This is a genomic window from Acidicapsa dinghuensis, from assembly GCF_025685685.1.
GTDB classification, from domain to species: Bacteria; Acidobacteriota; Terriglobia; order Terriglobales; family Acidobacteriaceae; genus Acidicapsa; species Acidicapsa dinghuensis.
This window is the reverse complement of record NZ_JAGSYH010000003.1, coordinates 142,274-157,808: the sequence shown is the minus strand read 5'-3', so window position 1 is coordinate 157,808 and position 15,535 is coordinate 142,274. Positions and strand designations below refer to the sequence as shown.

Genomic DNA, 15,535 nt, shown 5'->3' with positions numbered 1-15,535 from the left:
CTCACAGGAGGGCTTGAGACATGAGCCCATTCCGCTACCGGGTCCTTATGGTGGACGACGATGAGGTGGTCTGCAAAGTGGGAGCAGCCGTTCTCCAATCGCAGGGATATGAAGTCCTCTGCGCGAATGATGGATTCACCGGCCTTGCTGCGCTCAAACAATCCCTGCCGGATGTTGTCATTTCCGATCTGCAGATGCCCAAAATGGGCGGATTCGAGTTTCTTTCTGTGGTGCGCAAGCGCTTTCCGCAAATCCCTGTCATCGCCATCAGTGGAGAATTCACCAGCCATGACGTACCGGAAAGCATTCTTGCCGACGCTTTCTTCCAGAAAGGGCAATATGCTCCGCCCGAACTCTTCGAAAAGATCGCAAGCTTGCTTGAAGGGCCGATCCGCGCACGCCCGGAAAAACCGTCAAAGGCAGCTGTATGGATTCCCTCGGCCACAGGTGACAACTACATCGCTGTCACCTGCACCGATTGCTTGCGAACCTTTCCGGTCTCACTGCCACTCGCTCCCGGAACACACACCGTAGCATGCGATTTCTGCTTCTCCGAGGTCATGTTTCAGATCTAGACGCCTACCAACAGGACCCTTTCTGAAACGTGCCGTGTGGGTGCAGCCTCGGCATACTTTCGGTATACAAATGGGAGGGAGCAGCAGCCTTCAGACTGCTGAAGATGCTGATAAACCCATCAAAAAGGTAAGCCAAAGATAAGGTAGGCCGTGGATTTACCCCGGCACAAAAGCAGCGCCATCAGTGAGGCTTCACAGACTGCAGAAAACCCATAAGATCGACTGTTTTGAAAGGGCACGGCTTCAGCCGTGCCGTTAAACCCAATTAGATCGATGGGGCTTCAGCCCCTGAGGCGAGTTTTTGATCAACAGTTGAATGAAGCCGCCGGAGCCTGCCGCGACAACATCGCTCAATAGATCTGTGCAGAAAATCCCAAACATGAAGAGAAGAATTATGCGCTGCATATCGCCTGAAAAGCGAGTGTATCGCATGCCCTGACGCATCGACGCAAAGCAAGCCTGTTCCCTAAAGGAACTATTTTGAGACCCTCGGTCTATCATGAGGACCATGGCACGTGCAGGTGACTTCTTCATGGTGGGTGGTCAGGTGATCGGCTTCTTCCGGGGGAGGCACGCTGCCGACATCTGATGGTGTCTATTTCTACGAGCCTTACCGAGGATACGGGCACTACTCCTTTTGGAAAGCGCTAGCGTCGTCGGGAATGCCGCGCTGCTTTTATGAATCGGGTGGGCAGCGTGTTTGGTTTTCGGTACAGGCTGGACCCACCCACCGGCAGTTATCCCTGGCGGGCTTCGAAATCGAACAACAAACGGGAGAAGGAAAATTTCCACCAGCAAGGGCGACCTGAGGTGAGGAACACTGTTTCAGAAACCTACCCTTTCCGAAATCACCCAGATGAAGCTCCCGTATAGCCGGCAATCCGCTCGGTGCTGTCGGACGACGTTCGCACCTATAATTCGGACACATCGGAAAGACCATTCATGTTCGAACAGCTAAACGTAGACGAATCGAAAGCAGAACGGGAGTGACTTAGCGATTTGGCAATCATTGAACGATATTGAACTGACCGGAACGACGTCTACGAGGAATCGGCCGGTTTCATAGCTCGTGTTTCGCTACTACGTTTATTGATAGCCCCCGTGATAGCATCCCTGAAATGAATCGCCCCAGACGTTTTGTCTTCTATATCGCCCTCACATTATTGATCGCGGACTTTGCGGGCGTTGCCATCTCTCTCCACTCGCAGAATCCGAGCGACTTCCCTCCCGGCTTCGATGCATTACAGGCTGCTCCCAACTCCCACAAGCTGCTATTTGAGAACGAATTTGTCCGCGTCCTCCAGGTTGACTTGCCCAGGAGCGGCGTAATTCCGATGCACCACCATCGATGGCCCTCATTGGCTATCGATTGGGATACAGGTGGAGACTCTGCTCATATCCGCTATCTACGCCCCGGCCAACCCGCAAAAGACATTCCTGCCGTTGAGGCAGTCGCACACAAAGGCGTGTGGGAAATTCATTGGATGAAGCCAGAACCCATGCATTCAATTGAAGTCGTCTCACCACCTAAGGATGAAATGGAACATGCTTCTGATCCACCGGAGCTTCGGATTGAGATCAAGGTCGGTCAATGACAACGAAGGCTGCATCCTGTGCAGTCCACCAATTCAGGCACTCAGCGACCTTAAACAGCTGCCACTCATGAAATATTCGGGACGGAATGTTGGCTGATAGGAAGGTATCGATCGTTACTTTCGTTCAATGGCCGCGCCTGATTTCCTCTGACTTAATCACAACATCAGCTTGACGGCTATTGTCTTGTGGCCGAATAGATCTGGATCTGGACTAGTAATAACAGTCAGTATTGAGTGACCGGCGCCGATGCGCTTATCGAGTACACGGTCAAGTGGTATAGGGAAATTAATAACGACAAACGCTCTTCTGTTTACCAACGGGTCTGGTTCCCGCAGAGTCACGTTTCGGAAACTTCGCGCTCGCCCCAAAACTTACGCTTAGCGAGGCAGATTGGGGGAATAAGGGTGCGTCACTTGAAAGAGCACGGCTTCAGCCGTGCCGTTAAACCCAATCAAATCTATGGGGCTTCAGCCCCTGAAGGATGCTTTTCACAGCCACTTTAGCCCCTGCGTAATCTACGAGCCTGCCTGATTCTCAACTACAAAGACCACTGACGGCGTCGATCGATGTCCATACATAACCGCATTTCAGAACTCATTGAGGGGCAGACTTTCGGGAAACACAAGCAGTGTTTAACGCAGCGTTGGAAGTGTTCCAAACATACCCTTCCCGAGACAAACAGGGGCGTTTGATATGAGGTTGCCAAAACCTCATTCAGGAAGAACGCCATCCCTTCCGAGAAGCAGGCTTATCAATACTGGCCACCGATCGGCTGGAGATCATGCGCACTTTAACAGGAATTTCTCCTCATTTCATGCTTGATATATCCGTAACGGATGTATACTGCAGCTGTGATCAATCAGGCTTCCCTTGAGCGAGCGACCATCGGAGGTGAATAGGATTTGACCAATACAAAACGCCCTCGCCGTTTGCTCGCGACCCTGGGTCCAAGGAATGTCTTCACAGACACCGTACAAGGCCTCCTCATCGGCTTTGCGCTGGCACTTATCACTTTCCATCTCATCGCGCACGCTTACGTCACCAGGGTTAATGGGTGGACTACCATCCTCGGATGCGGTGAGCCTGGCAATGGCACGCTCTTGCGCGCCGCATGTGCCATTGAATTCCCCGGCCCCATCAACGTCCCGGAAGAGGCTATGTACTGGCTGACGAGAGTAGACGGTGCCAATCAGAACCTCTCCGGCCAGCACAACTACGTTATGCACTTCCCAGCAGGCCAACTGCCGCCAAACAATGCCTTCTGGTCGCTCACCATGGGCACCGCGCGCAATCGCTTTGTTCCAAATCCGATCAATCGATACAGCGTCAGCAATCGCTCCGGCCTGGTTGCGAATGCCGATGGCTCCGTCGACATTTACATCCAGAACGCCGCTCCCGCCGGCCATCAGTCCAACTGGCTGCCAGCACCCTCAGGCAGATTTCTGCTTTGGCTACGCGTCTACTTGCCCGGCACAACCATTCTTAACGGCAAGTACAACGTGCCGCCGGTCGTGGAAACACAATGAATGCGCTCATGAAACACAAGCACCTCAAGACATTCGGCTCGGCCATGGTTGTGGCGTGGTTGTTCTGCACGCTTCTCTTCATCCGCTTTTGGCCACACCTCGTGAACAGCAACTTCAAGAAAGCCATCGTTGATCAAGGATTCGGCGACGGCCCCGTCCCCCTTAATACGCTCTTTACTGAGCCGCAAGCGCTCTTCGCAGACCCTCTTCACACAGTGCTTCCACCCGGCAGTTCGAAGCTGATGCAGGTCGGCGTCAACCATGACACGCTCCTGATAGTCGGCTGGTTGGACCTCACCCGGGGGCCGCAGGTCCTGCACGTGCCAGACTTCTCCGGGCGCTATTACAGCGTGCAGTTCACCGACCCATATGATGTCGACTTCGCGTATGTCGGCACGCGCGCAACCGGCACCCAAGCGGGCGATTACCTCATCACCGGTCCCGGCTGGCGAGGATCGATGCCGTCGGGGATGAAGGAAATTTTCTCCCCAAACAATTCAGTTCTCCTGATCGGCCGCATCCTCGTCTACAGCGGCAGCGATCTACCAACCGCCTATAGCCTGACCAAACAGATTCAACTCGCACCGTCCACCAATTCGCAATCCACACAGTAGCGCTTATCATGAGGCCTATGAGCAAGTCCAATCCCGCTGGGCCGCTTACTCCGGCGGTCTTTCATATTCTCCTTGCCCTCTATGGCGTAGAGCGCCACGGCTACGACATCATGCAGAAGGTCAAGGAGGACTCTCAGGGCGCAGTGAAGATGGGTCCTGGAACGCTTTATGGCTCGCTCGATCGGATGATTGCAGCAGGCCTTGTCGCAAGAACTAACACCAAGGACCCAAGGAGGATCTATTACAAACTCACCGCGCTCGGTCACACGGCACTGAGGGCCGAAAGCGACCGGCTTTTAGCGGTGACTGCCATCGCCCGCCGGCAGTTGAAGGCGACATAGCGCCTTGATGAAGGCTGGCCCCAGCAGAACTTCTCGATCACAGGCAATCTACGCATTGCTGCTGGAACTCTACCCGCGCCCGTATTTGCAGCATCATCGAGCGGAGATGCTGCAGAACTTCCAGGATCTCGAACAAGAATCGCCATCCAAAGTGGCGCTCTGGCTGTTCCTTGCGAGAGACCTCGCTGTCAGTCTTCGCATTCAATTGGCCCGCACACTCTGCGGGCAAACCGCAATCGTCGTCCTGGTTCTCACCCTTCTGCTGGTATTCACCGAGCGCCACGCCGTTGCACGCCAGCGCCCAATTGAGAGCTTTTGTTTCGGCTACATTTTCGGATGGTTCGCCGGATGGTCGGGCAAACAGTGGCAAGTCTCCCCTCTAATCAACCGCGCCTCGAGCAACATCCGATCGCTGCCAGCTCAAGCGACAATGGTTGTCAGCGTAGTTGTCTTCGTGATCGTCTTAACTGGAGCCAAGGGTGGCGCCCAAAGCCGCGTCATCTGGACCCTTTGCTACGGGTTTCTGCTCGCGTGGATCGCAGGATGGATCGGAAATCGCTGGCAAATGCGTCCATAGCGGGATACCGGTTGTTCATAATTGCTCCTCTGAAACGCCGATCTCGTCACTCAATCGCTGATTGGAGCACGATAGCCAAAACCGGGGTTCGCACTGATCACCAGATGTTTCACAGGAGCGGGGCGGGCGGAAGTGCGGTCCACGGTACACTTGAAGAGATATGTTTGAGAATTTGACAGAGAAGTTGCAGCGCGCCTTTAAGCACCTGCGTGGGCAGGGTGTGCTGACGGAAGAAAACATCGGCGAGGCGCTGCGGGAGATTCGCGTGGCGTTGCTGGAAGCCGACGTGAACCTGAACGTGGTGAAGGACCTGATCGAGCACATTCGTGCGAAGGCGGTCGGGACCGAGGTGATGACGGCGTTGTCGCCGACGGAGCAGGTCATCAAGATCGTTCACGATGAGTTGCTGGAGCTGCTGGGCAAGGATACGGCGCGGTTCAAGTTTGCTTCGCGGCCGCCGACGGTGATTTTGATGGCGGGGTTGCAGGGCTCGGGTAAGACGACGACGAGCGGCAAGCTGGCGGTGTGGCTGAAAAAGGGTGGGCATCGGCCGATGCTGGTGTCGGTGGACGTGTACCGTCCGGCGGCGCGTGAGCAGTTGAAGGTGGTTGCGAAGTCGACCGAGACGCGCATCTACGAGGGCGACACGAAAGGCGAGGCTGCGGGCACGGCGCTGGTGGAGCGGCTGGCGAAGGAAGCCAAGCGCGAAGCGATGATCATGGGCTGCGACACGCTGATTGTGGATACCGCGGGCCGTCTGGGTATCGACGAAGAGCTGATGCAGGAGATGGAGCGGCTGAAGAAGCTGCTTGATCCGCAGGAGATTTTGTTTGTCGCCGATTCAATGACCGGTCAGGATGCGGTGAATTCGGCGCAGGACTTTCATCGGCGGCTGAGCATCACGGGTGTGGTGCTGACGAAGATGGATGGCGATGCGAGAGGCGGCGCGGCGCTGTCGATCCGGCATGTGACGGGACAGCCGATCAAGTTTATCGGTATGGGCGAGAAGCCGGATGCTTTTGAGCCGTTTCATCCGGACCGTATTACGAGCCGGATTCTGGGGCATGGCGATATGGCCACGCTGCTGGAGAAGGCCGAGGGCGCGCTGGACCGCAAGAAGAGCGAGGAGTTTGCGAAGAAGGCGCTGCTGGGCGATGGGTTTACGCTGGAGGATTTTCGCGATCAGTTGAAGCAGATCAAGAAGCTCGGGTCGATGGAGTCGATTTTGAAGATGCTGCCTTCGGTGGGTCCGTTTGCGGGGTTGCAGCAGGCTTCAAAGAGCGTGGATGAGAAGCAGTTTGTGCGACTTGAGGCGATCATCAACTCGATGACGAAGCAGGAGCGGATCAAGGCGGACATGATCAATGGCTCACGGCGCAAGCGCATTGCGGCCGGCGCGGGTGTGGATGTGCAGGATGTGAACGCGCTGCTAAGGCAGTATTCGCAGATGAGCAAGATGTTCAAGCAGTTTGGCAAGGGCGGCATGGCGAAGCAGATGATGCGCGGCGGGATGTCGGGGATGATGGGTGGACGGCAGAAATTTGGGCGGTAGGACTGTTGTTCTTTTTCCACTAGAGTGATGGGCACGAGGTGAGCGAGATGCGTAAGCTGACGGTGAAGAACTTCTCGGTGATCAAGGACGCTGAGCTGGAGTTCGGGAAGATCACTGTGCTCATTGGGCCGCAAGCTAGCGGGAAGAGCTTGCTTTGTAAGCTGGCGTATTTTTTGGGCCGAGAAGTGATCACCATTGCGATCGATCGCGTTGCTAAGGGTTTCGATTTTTCAGATTTTGAAGCCGCGGTCCGACAAGAGTTCGTTCGATGGTTCCCGAGAGGCGGATGGGGAAACGATTCATGGTCCATAGCTTTCTCTTCACATGAATTCGTGGCAGCAATTTCCGCGTCCTTTGTTGGGGCTGGCGAGCCGGTCTTGGATTTTGCGGAGTCATTTCGGACTGCGTACACAGCACGTTTTCAAGCGAGACTCGAAGAACAAAAAAAGAGAGGGATACTCATAACGCAGGCATTGGAATCGCTAGCAGCCACAGCATTTATGAAACTTGTAGGAAGGGCGGTCTGGGATTTCGGTGTTTATATTCCAACGGAACGATCTTATTTCGTAGATACGGCCAAGGGTTATCGCGTTCTGGGAGCAGAATTGGATCCAATTTCTGCCCGATTTGCGGAGTTCTTCGCCAGTAGCATCAATTCTTCCGCAATAAATCGACGCATATCGGCATTCCTAAAGGGCAATGTTGAATCTTTCCAGAACGTATGGATGCTTGCATTTCACGATGGGCGGGTTTTGCCGTTCAGTCATCTTTCATCGGGAGGCAAAGAAGTCCTTCCAATCGTAGCAGCCCTTGATTATTACGAGCATCAAAGAGGACAGTCGGGCTCTCTTCACGAAGAACTTTATGGTGATCGACTATATGTGCACGACGATTTCACCATTGAGGAACCTGAATCCGGCGTGTTTCCTCTAACTCAATATGAACTGGTTAAGGAGTTGGCTGCATTGTCGAAAGAAGCCAACTGTCAGCCGCATTTCACAGTTACAACTCACAGCCCATACATTCTCTCATCATTCAATAACTTGATTGAAGCGGGGCAAGTAGCCCGCGATCATCCGGAACTACGCAATGAAGTCGCGAGGATCATTCCCGAGCAGTATTGGATCAAGGACGATGATTTCGAGGCATATAGCATCGAGGATGGCAAACTTGTGTCCATCTTGAACGAGAGTGGATTTATCGAAGGTAATTACCTCGACAAAGTTTCAGAGGTGATCGGGAGCGAGTTCGACCAACTGCTAAGGCTGGAGTATGACCACACGCATGCCTCCTAGCCAGCCGGATTGTGAATGGATAGAGGAATGCGTCGAGATTTGCACGGCGCGTACCTTCTTTGTAGAGGATCGCGGGGTACGAGCAACTTTTCGGAATCCAAGTGGTAAGCAAATCCGCAAAATCCATTACGACGGCTGCTACTGCAAAGTGCGGGAGGCACGGCAATCCGATTTCATCGTGAGTCTTTTGGTCAAAATTGATGTGATCGTTGAGCTGAAAGGTTCAGACAGAAATCTTACCGGCGAGAGTGGCGCGTATGAACAAGTGGAGAGCACGCTTGCGATGTGGGAAGAAGACGAGAATCGAAGTCCTCGTATCGCGGCGCTAATTATTTACGGAAAAATTGAATCAAAGAAAAAGCTTCCCGGCAGAATTCCTTCGGCTTTCGCGCAGAAGCTGGCATTAGAGGCACGTTTCCTGATGACACACAGGCGTTTGTTGTTAATCCACGAAAATGGCGAAAAGCAATTCAACTTCAACGACTTTCTGCGGAGCCGTGATGCCAGATAGCCTTCGAGTTTCGCTGCAGGATCAACTCGACGAGATTACTTCGAATACGCGGAAGCTGGTGCAGCCGGAGCGGCTGGCTATTGGTGAGCGCTCGGTCGAGGAGTTGTTTGCTACCGGCATCGAGGAGCGGATTTTGCCGGTCGGGGCGCTGGCGCCGGAGTTTGCGCTGAAGGATTCTGCGGGGCGGCTGGTTAGGAGTGCGGATCTGTTGACGCTGGGGCCGCTGGTGATCAAGTTTTTTCGCGGGCGGTGGTGTCCGTATTGCGTGACGGAGCTGGAGGCGTGGCGCGATCTGTATGGGCAGATTCGCGAGCGCGGGGCGCTGCTGGTGGCGATCAGTCCGGAGACGCAGCGGCAGTCGGACTTTGCGGTGCAGCAGCATGGAATTCAGTTTCCGCTGCTGCATGATGCGGAGGCGAAGCTGGCGGAGCAGTTTGGGCTGGTGTATACGCTGCCTGAGTACTTCCGGCAATATTTGAAATCGGTGCTGGTGAATCTGCCGTTTTTGAATGGCGAGTCGAGCTGGCGGCTGCCGATTCCGGCGACATATGTGCTGGGGCGCGATGGGCGGGTGCTGTTTGCCGAGGCGCATGCGGATTTTCGCGTGCGGCCTGAGCCTGCGGATGTGATGGCGGTGTTGTAGAACTCGACTGGTTTGCTGTCTAACAGTGTTCCGGATCAACTAGCGCGAGGATGACGGGCTGTTGCTATCGCTACCGGTGTAGAACTTGTGAATGAGATCTAGCTGGTAGTTGCTGCGATTCGGATATTTCAACTGCGCGGTGCCGATGGGGAGATGCGTGGGCGCGAGCAGCCGCCAGGCTTCGGGCGCGGCATCGATGTTATAGCCAGCGTCGCGGAGCAGAGCCAGGGCTACGCGCGAGCGTTGTTCCTCAAGAGCTACAGAGAGCTTGTGCTCGGGAAGAGCATCGGCAATGGGTGGAACTAAGAGCAGACCGGGCACGAATGCTCCGGCAACATCGCCTGCGATGATCGGTGCGAGCTCGATTTTGTAAAGTTCGCGGATGCGGGCCAGTTGACGCTCGGATTGAAAGGCGATGCCATCTGCGATTACGGCGGCGAGCAGGTCGTCTGATTTGAGGCGTTCGGTGACGCGGCTGGTAAGAAAAACCAATCCATCGACTGGGACTACGCCGTTGTAGACGTGCTCGTTCTCAAGAGCGACGAAGTGAAAATGAATCTTGTTTGGATCGCCATCGGGCAGGTTTCTCTGGTAGCCGGGAATGAGGCTAAGGCCGATACGGCAGACGCGGGCCTGTAGCGCGGCGTCAGAAGAGGCGCGGAAGAAGGTGTCGATCTGGCTGTAGCGTGTTTTCTGTTTACTGCGGGGTGGGCCTACTTCGAGCGAGTCCTTGAGGCACTCTTCGACGTCACTTTGCGACATGGGACCTGGTGCAATCGCGGGCTGATATGCGGCAGGTATGCGAGCACGGACGATCAGCTTTGGATCGGCTACAACAGAGGGGTTGGTTGCCCACCCGCCGGACTTGTAGACAGGGAAAGAGATTTTGCTTGCCTGGACGATTCGCTGGGGATCGAGATGGCCTTCGTAGCGTATCCATTGGCCGGGATGAAGCCGTTGCAAGTTCTGAATCTCTTTGGAGAAGACGGCTTGTGTACTGGAAGAGATGCGAATCCGGTAGCCATCGGCACCGATCAGCGGAGTCGATCCTGATTCGAAGACCTGGTCGATGACGGCGGTGCTGGAGATGGCGTCTCTGTCGTGAGCCCGGAGATCGCGGAGGTAGATGGACGTGGCGTGCAGGAGGTGGGTTTGTTTGTCGAGGATGCCGCTGATCTGCACGTAATCGCCGAGTTGGATCTGGACGTTGTCGGCAGCGGTGGCGATGTCCTGCTTAGAGGTGCGCCCGAAGATTGTTGTCGGGGATGTGACGACGTGGGTGGTGTCGACGTCAAGTTGCGTCGGGGACTGAACCGAGGTGACGTAGCCGTCGATGGTTGTGAGGGTAGGGGAACTGGTCTGCGCTGCAAGGGAGGCCGTGATCGCCATGAGCGCAGCGAGGAGGAGATGCGGTCTGGTTCGTGGAGGAACGGTACGTCGAATGCGCAGCATTGTGGCGTGATCGCGAGTGGATGTGATGACGGTATTGTCGCCCATTGGCCTATTGATCAGATGTAGATGCGGTGGACTCTAAGTCTTGCTGCGCCTGGGATCCTATTGCTGTGGTGTTCTGGTACTGCAATCCGATGATGTTGAGCATGTAACCGCTGCGGTCGGGATAAGGAAGCTGCGCGAGCTTCTGATCGTTGGTGGGAAGATGCCTTGGGCCGAGACGCCGCCATGCTTCGGGGGCCTGAAGGATATCGAAGCCGGCGTTAGACATAAGGGCTAGAGCAACGCGGCAGCGCTCCTCCTGAAATGCAATGTTCTCCTGGTGTCCCACACCCAGACTGGTCAGGGAGGTGGCGATGCCGAGGCCGGGCACTGCAAATTGTGCAATGTCTCCGGTTAGTTCCATACCGGTGAGGATACGAGAGTTCTTTACGACGCGAGCAGTCTGGCGCTGGAGCTGTGCGGCTATGCCGTCGGCGAGGATGGCAGCAAGCTGATCATCGTTCTGCATACGTGCGACGACGGTTTGGGGCACGAGAACAAGGCCGTCCAGGCCACCAATGTCATCGCGCGCCTTTGCATCGTCAACGGCATAGAAGCGGAAATGAATCTTGGTAGGGTCGTTTTCTGCAAGGTCGCGTTGATAGGCGGGGATGAGCCGCGCGCCGATACGCGCAATCCGCTGCTGCAACGCGGTGTCGGCCGGAACGTCGTGGGATTTGCGCCAGGCGCCGAGATGCACTTTGCCGGGCTGCTGGCCTGTGAGGTCGGCGTCGGGATTTTGTGTTTCAGCGGGAGCTGACGAGGCAGTGGCGCCGGGAGCATGCGGGGGCTCGAAGCCGAGATCGTAGATCTCGACTCCTTTCAGAGCCTTGAAATGAGTCGGCTTGGCAGGGAAGAAAGTTGCCTTTTGAGCGATGAGAAGTCCCTGGGGATTGCGAAGGCCTTCGTAGCGAATCCAAAGATTGGCGTTGATGTCAGAGAGGGTATGCAGATCGCCGACGTAGGTGATCTGAGTTTTGGGAGTGATCTCGATGCGATAACCGTCGGCACTCAAGAGTGTTTGAGGACCTGAGGCGATAACTTTATCGATGACTCCAAGACCCTTGAGCTTGTTCTTCCAGTCCTCGCGCAAGAGAACGGTATTTGCCGTGACCGTTTTGGTGCGGGAATTTCTCTTGCCGTAGATCTTGACGTAGGCGCCCAGCAAGATATGGCTGCGCAGGGGACTTTCAGTGATTGCGAGGGTGGTTTCTATATCGCCGTACGTGGTTTTTGGGGTCAGTGTTACGTGGCAATTGCTGACCTCGAAAGCTGTAGGCGATTCCACCTTATTGATGTAACCCTCGGTGACGTAACTACCGACGAATTGGGCCAGAATCGGGTGACTTATTGAGAATAAAAATGGCACCACTAATAGGACAGAGCGAAACTGCAGCAGACGGCTCATTGCGATCCACTTGCCTGGGATGTTTTGTTGGCTGAGTGCTTTCATGGGCTCTGTAAGTCGTGCGCTAAGTATATCCAACCTGCTTGCGGGGAAGACTTGCTATTTTCAGATGAATTTTCACTTTTTCCTGGCAGATGCATCGCATCCTGGATGCGGGAATGGTAGCGTTATAAATCGCATGAACAGGAGTAAGAAATGACACGAAAGATTGTGATTGCGGTTGCGTTGTTCGGATTGAGTCTTGGGGCGGCGTTGGCGCAGGGGCGTGATGTGCCGGTGCCTTCGGCTTGTACGCCTCAGGTGAATGCGAAGCTGCAGCAGATGATTGAGGCCAATCCGAGGGGTTACACGGAGAATGTGATGGCTTGCGGGATGTCGACTGGGACGCGGGTGAACAATGGCGGGCCGCATGGGTCGCATCACATCATCACGGTGAAGGTGCAGTTGCCGCAGGATGGAACGAAGTATATCCAGATTGCGATTAACGATTCGCTGGATGGGGCGGTGTCAGCGAATGCGGGTGACTCTGTGTTTGCTTATGGACAGGGGTATATCACGCACGGGAAATGGGTCGCCGGAATACATGATGTGCATTGCTCGACGCATCCCACGGCGGACAATGGCTGGGTGGTGGTGAACGGGCATAAGACGCCGTCTTCGTGCGCGCGGTGAAGTTCGCGGTGGGATGGCGCGGTTACGCGATTTGGCGCGACTACGAATTTTGACAGTGCTCTGACAATGCATGCATGGGTGAGTTGATAGATGTGGTGGTATGAGCCGCCGCTTCACACTCTCTCCCGCTCTGGCGCTGATGCTGTTCGTTGTCTCGGTGTTTGCCTTCTCAACCAAACTCATTGCGCAGGACGCTGCGCACTCCTCGTCCGAGACTGTGTCGCGTGTTGGAATGGCGACTACTCAGGCTCCGCATGCGGTGCCTGGGGGCTTTGCTTTGCCGAATGGCTGGCGGATTACTCCGGCGGGCAAGACGATCGCTTCGGTGGGCGATCTGGTGCTGGACATGAAGGTGTCGCCGGATGGGCGCATTGTGGTGGCGAGCCATTCGGGGTATCAGCCGCATGGGCTGGATGTCTTCGATACGCGGACGCAGAAGCTGATTGAGCATATCGATTTGAAGACGACGTGGCTGGGAATGACGTGGTCGCCGGATGGCAAGACGCTTTATGTTTCGGGCGGCAATGCGACGGGTGCGAAGAAGATTGAGCAGAGCGCCGCGCCGATTTATGAGTTTGCTTATGCGGATGGGCGTTTGAGCGAGAAGCCCACGGGGCAATTGCTGGAGACGGTGGATCCGAAAGAGGTGTGGTGGGCGGGTGTAGCTTATCTGCCGGCGAAGCACTGGCTGTATGCGGCAAATCGCGGTACTGGCGCGGGGCCGAGCAATGTGGTTGTCTTTGACGCAGCTACGGGCAGCATCGTGACGCGGATTCCGGTGGAGGTTAATCCGTACCAGCTTGTGCTGACGCCGGATGGCAAGCGATTGTTTGTTTCGAACTGGGCGAGCCAGTCGGTGAGTGTGATTGATACCGGCAGCAACAAGGTAATTCGCACGCTGCATGTGGGCATCAATCCGAACGATATGAAGCTTGCGGCGGATGGGCGGCTCTTTGTTGCGTGCTCGAACGACAACACGGTGCATGTGATCGATACGCGCACGCTGCAGGTGATCGAACGGCTTTCAACGACGCTGACGCCTTTTGCGCCGGAGGGATCGACGCCGGATGCGCTTGCGCTGGATGAGGCGCACAAGCTGCTGTATGTGGCCAATGCCGATAACAATTCGATTACGGTGATCCGTATTGGCAATCGCTCGCATAGTACGGTTGCGGGTTTTATTCCTACGGGTTGGTATCCTTCGGCGCTTGTGCTGGCGGATGGTGCGCGCACGCTGTATATCGGAACGGCGAAGGGTGAGTCGGGGCATCCGGATCGCAAGGGACCGGGCAGCCCGCTGGCTTCAAAGTGGGATGGCGATGAGACTGTGAAGACGGTGCAGACGGGTAGTGTTGAGGTTATGTCCGTGGCGGAGCTTGAGCACAAGCTGGCGCATTGGACGAGCGAGGTGGTCGAGAATACGCCGTATAACGATTCGCTGCTTTCGGAGGCAAGGCCTCCGGCGGAGCCGACAATTATTCCGCGCGCTGTGGGAGTGGAGACGCCGATACAGCATGTGATTTACATCATCAAGGAGAACCGGACGTACGACCAGGAATTTGGCGATCTGCCGCATGCGAATGGCGATCCGGCGCTGACGATTTTTGGTGAGAAGATTACGCCGAACCAGCATGCGCTGGCGAAGCAGTATGTGATTCTGGACAATCTTTACTGCGATGGCGAGGTGAGCGTGGATGGGCACTCGTGGTCGGATGCTGCTTATGCCACGGATTTCAATGAACGCTTCTGGCCGCCGACGTATGCGGGGCGCAGCAATGCTGTTCCTTCGCGTGCTTATATTCCTGCGGCGGGGCATCTGTGGGATCAGGCGCAGCGCAAGGGGCTGACTTATCGGTCGTATGGGGAATATGCGGCGCGGGCCAGCACCGGCACTACGATGGATGCCGCGCCGGGTGCTGAGGGACTGATGGGGCATGTGTCGAAGGATTATCTGGGATCGCATCAGCGGGACACGGAGAATGTGGCTGTTTTTCTGCGCGACTTCAAGGGATATGAGGAGAACTTCGACAGCTCTGATGCGAACAAGCGGATGCCTAATTTCATTGTGATGAGCATGCCGGAGGATCATACGCATGGCACGGCTCCGGGGTCTTATACTCCGCAGGCGATGGTGGCGAACAATGACTACGCGATCGGGCAGCTTGTGGATGCGGTGAGCCATAGCCGCTACTGGCCAAATACGGCGATTTTCATCATTGAAGACGATGCGCAGGATGGGCCGGATCATGTGGATGCGAGGCGTACGGTGGGGCTGGTGATCAGTCCTTACGTTAAGCGCGGGATTGTGGATAGCACGCTGTATTCGACTAGCTCGATGGTGCGATCGATCGAACTGTTGCTGGGCTTGCCGCCGATGAGCCAGTACGATGCGGCGGCGATGCCGATGTATGCGTCGTTTGGCACTGCGGCGGAGGTGACGCCATTTAACGTGATGCAGCCGCTGATTGACGTGAATATGAAGAATACGGACAGGTCGTATGGTGCGGCGGAGAGCAAGCGGATGGACTTTTCGGATCTGGATCGCGCGCCGATGCACGCGCTGAACGAGATTTTGTGGAAGAGCATCAAGGGGGCGGATTCGCCGATGCCTTCGCCGGTGCATCGTTTCAGGCCGCTGGTTGACGCGAGTGGAGCGGGCGATGCGGATGATCGTGAGGAAACTTCGGCTGGGCGCGGGGGAAATTAAGCCTGCTGCCGTTTGCAGGTAGTG

Annotated in this window: 14 protein-coding genes; 12 read left to right on the top strand and 2 right to left on the bottom strand. The window is 55.7% G+C overall.

The annotated features are described in order from the left end of the window. The first annotated feature begins 20 nt into the window (after positions 1-20). The 10 genes from OHL22_RS09080 to OHL22_RS09035 all read left to right on the top strand — a co-directional run bounded on the left by OHL22_RS09080 (position 21) and on the right by OHL22_RS09035 (position 9,230). On the top strand, positions 21-575 hold the full coding sequence (locus OHL22_RS09080; RefSeq protein ID WP_263335828.1) for a response regulator: 555 nt from the start codon (positions 21-23) through the stop codon (positions 573-575). Between the two features lie 1,118 nt (positions 576-1,693). Further along, positions 1,694-2,170: a hypothetical protein gene (locus tag OHL22_RS09075; RefSeq protein ID WP_263335825.1), complete on the top strand. Its 477-nt coding sequence runs from the start codon at positions 1,694-1,696 to the stop codon at positions 2,168-2,170. A gap of 903 nt (positions 2,171-3,073) precedes the next feature. Next, entirely contained in the window at positions 3,074-3,697 is a 624-nt protein-coding gene (locus tag OHL22_RS09070; protein ID WP_263335823.1) for a DUF1214 domain-containing protein, read from the top strand. A gap of 8 nt (positions 3,698-3,705) precedes the next feature. Further along, positions 3,706-4,311, top strand: coding sequence for a DUF1254 domain-containing protein (locus tag OHL22_RS09065; protein WP_263335820.1), 606 nt, complete (start codon positions 3,706-3,708; stop codon positions 4,309-4,311). 17 nt (positions 4,312-4,328) lie between these two features. After that, a complete protein-coding gene (locus OHL22_RS09060; RefSeq protein WP_263335818.1) occupies positions 4,329-4,652 on the top strand; it encodes a PadR family transcriptional regulator in 324 nt (107 codons plus the stop codon). Positions 4,653-4,659: 7 nt separating this feature from the next. After that, positions 4,660-5,229 (top strand): hypothetical protein, encoded by a 570-nt coding sequence (locus OHL22_RS09055; RefSeq protein ID WP_263335816.1) that lies wholly within the window; start codon positions 4,660-4,662, stop codon positions 5,227-5,229. Positions 5,230-5,389: 160 nt separating this feature from the next. Further along, on the top strand, positions 5,390-6,781 hold the full coding sequence (gene ffh / locus OHL22_RS09050; protein ID WP_263335814.1) for a signal recognition particle protein: 1,392 nt from the start codon (positions 5,390-5,392) through the stop codon (positions 6,779-6,781). Between the two features lie 47 nt (positions 6,782-6,828). Further along, positions 6,829-8,076, top strand: a complete 1,248-nt coding sequence (locus OHL22_RS09045) for an ATP-binding protein (RefSeq protein ID WP_263335812.1) — start codon at positions 6,829-6,831, stop codon at positions 8,074-8,076. Beyond that, positions 8,066-8,587 (top strand): hypothetical protein, encoded by a 522-nt coding sequence (locus OHL22_RS09040; protein WP_263335808.1) that lies wholly within the window; start codon positions 8,066-8,068, stop codon positions 8,585-8,587. Before OHL22_RS09045 ends, OHL22_RS09040 begins: the two co-directional genes overlap by 11 nt. Beyond that, entirely contained in the window at positions 8,577-9,230 is a 654-nt protein-coding gene (locus tag OHL22_RS09035; protein ID WP_263335804.1) for a peroxiredoxin-like family protein, read from the top strand. The genes OHL22_RS09040 and OHL22_RS09035 overlap by 11 nt, the downstream gene beginning before the upstream one ends. Positions 9,231-9,269: 39 nt before the next feature. Here the strand turns inward: OHL22_RS09035 and OHL22_RS09030 are convergent, their stop codons facing one another. Together OHL22_RS09030 and OHL22_RS09025 are read right to left on the bottom strand one after the other, a co-directional pair. After that, positions 9,270-10,727, bottom strand: coding sequence for a DUF5666 domain-containing protein (locus tag OHL22_RS09030; RefSeq protein ID WP_263335801.1), 1,458 nt, complete (start codon positions 10,725-10,727; stop codon positions 9,270-9,272). A gap of 4 nt (positions 10,728-10,731) precedes the next feature. Continuing rightward, on the bottom strand, positions 10,732-12,177 hold the full coding sequence (locus OHL22_RS09025; protein ID WP_263335798.1) for a DUF5666 domain-containing protein: 1,446 nt from the start codon (positions 12,175-12,177) through the stop codon (positions 10,732-10,734). A 150-nt stretch (positions 12,178-12,327) separates the two neighbouring features. Here OHL22_RS09025 and OHL22_RS09020 point away from each other — a divergent pair, with 150 nt between their 5' ends. Together OHL22_RS09020 and OHL22_RS09015 are read left to right on the top strand one after the other, a co-directional pair. Beyond that, entirely contained in the window at positions 12,328-12,804 is a 477-nt protein-coding gene (locus OHL22_RS09020; protein ID WP_263335795.1) for a hypothetical protein, read from the top strand. Between the two features lie 100 nt (positions 12,805-12,904). Then, positions 12,905-15,511: a bifunctional YncE family protein/alkaline phosphatase family protein gene (locus tag OHL22_RS09015; RefSeq protein WP_263335790.1), complete on the top strand. Its 2,607-nt coding sequence runs from the start codon at positions 12,905-12,907 to the stop codon at positions 15,509-15,511. Positions 15,512-15,535 lie beyond the last annotated feature (24 nt).

Coding starts and splice junctions, on each gene's coding strand:
- OHL22_RS09080 (WP_263335828.1), top strand. CDS start 21: ATGAGCCCATTCCGCTACCGGGTCCTTATGGTGGACGACGATGAGGTG.
- OHL22_RS09075 (WP_263335825.1), top strand. CDS start 1,694: ATGAATCGCCCCAGACGTTTTGTCTTCTATATCGCCCTCACATTATTG.
- OHL22_RS09065 (WP_263335820.1), top strand. CDS start 3,706: ATGAAACACAAGCACCTCAAGACATTCGGCTCGGCCATGGTTGTGGCG.
- OHL22_RS09060 (WP_263335818.1), top strand. CDS start 4,329: ATGAGCAAGTCCAATCCCGCTGGGCCGCTTACTCCGGCGGTCTTTCAT.
- OHL22_RS09055 (WP_263335816.1), top strand. CDS start 4,660: ATGAAGGCTGGCCCCAGCAGAACTTCTCGATCACAGGCAATCTACGCA.
- ffh (WP_263335814.1), top strand. CDS start 5,390: ATGTTTGAGAATTTGACAGAGAAGTTGCAGCGCGCCTTTAAGCACCTG.
- OHL22_RS09045 (WP_263335812.1), top strand. CDS start 6,829: ATGCGTAAGCTGACGGTGAAGAACTTCTCGGTGATCAAGGACGCTGAG.
- OHL22_RS09040 (WP_263335808.1), top strand. CDS start 8,066: ATGCCTCCTAGCCAGCCGGATTGTGAATGGATAGAGGAATGCGTCGAG.
- OHL22_RS09035 (WP_263335804.1), top strand. CDS start 8,577: ATGCCAGATAGCCTTCGAGTTTCGCTGCAGGATCAACTCGACGAGATT.
- OHL22_RS09030 (WP_263335801.1), bottom strand. CDS start 10,727: ATGGGCGACAATACCGTCATCACATCCACTCGCGATCACGCCACAATG.
- OHL22_RS09025 (WP_263335798.1), bottom strand. CDS start 12,177: ATGAAAGCACTCAGCCAACAAAACATCCCAGGCAAGTGGATCGCAATG.
- OHL22_RS09020 (WP_263335795.1), top strand. CDS start 12,328: ATGACACGAAAGATTGTGATTGCGGTTGCGTTGTTCGGATTGAGTCTT.
- OHL22_RS09015 (WP_263335790.1), top strand. CDS start 12,905: ATGAGCCGCCGCTTCACACTCTCTCCCGCTCTGGCGCTGATGCTGTTC.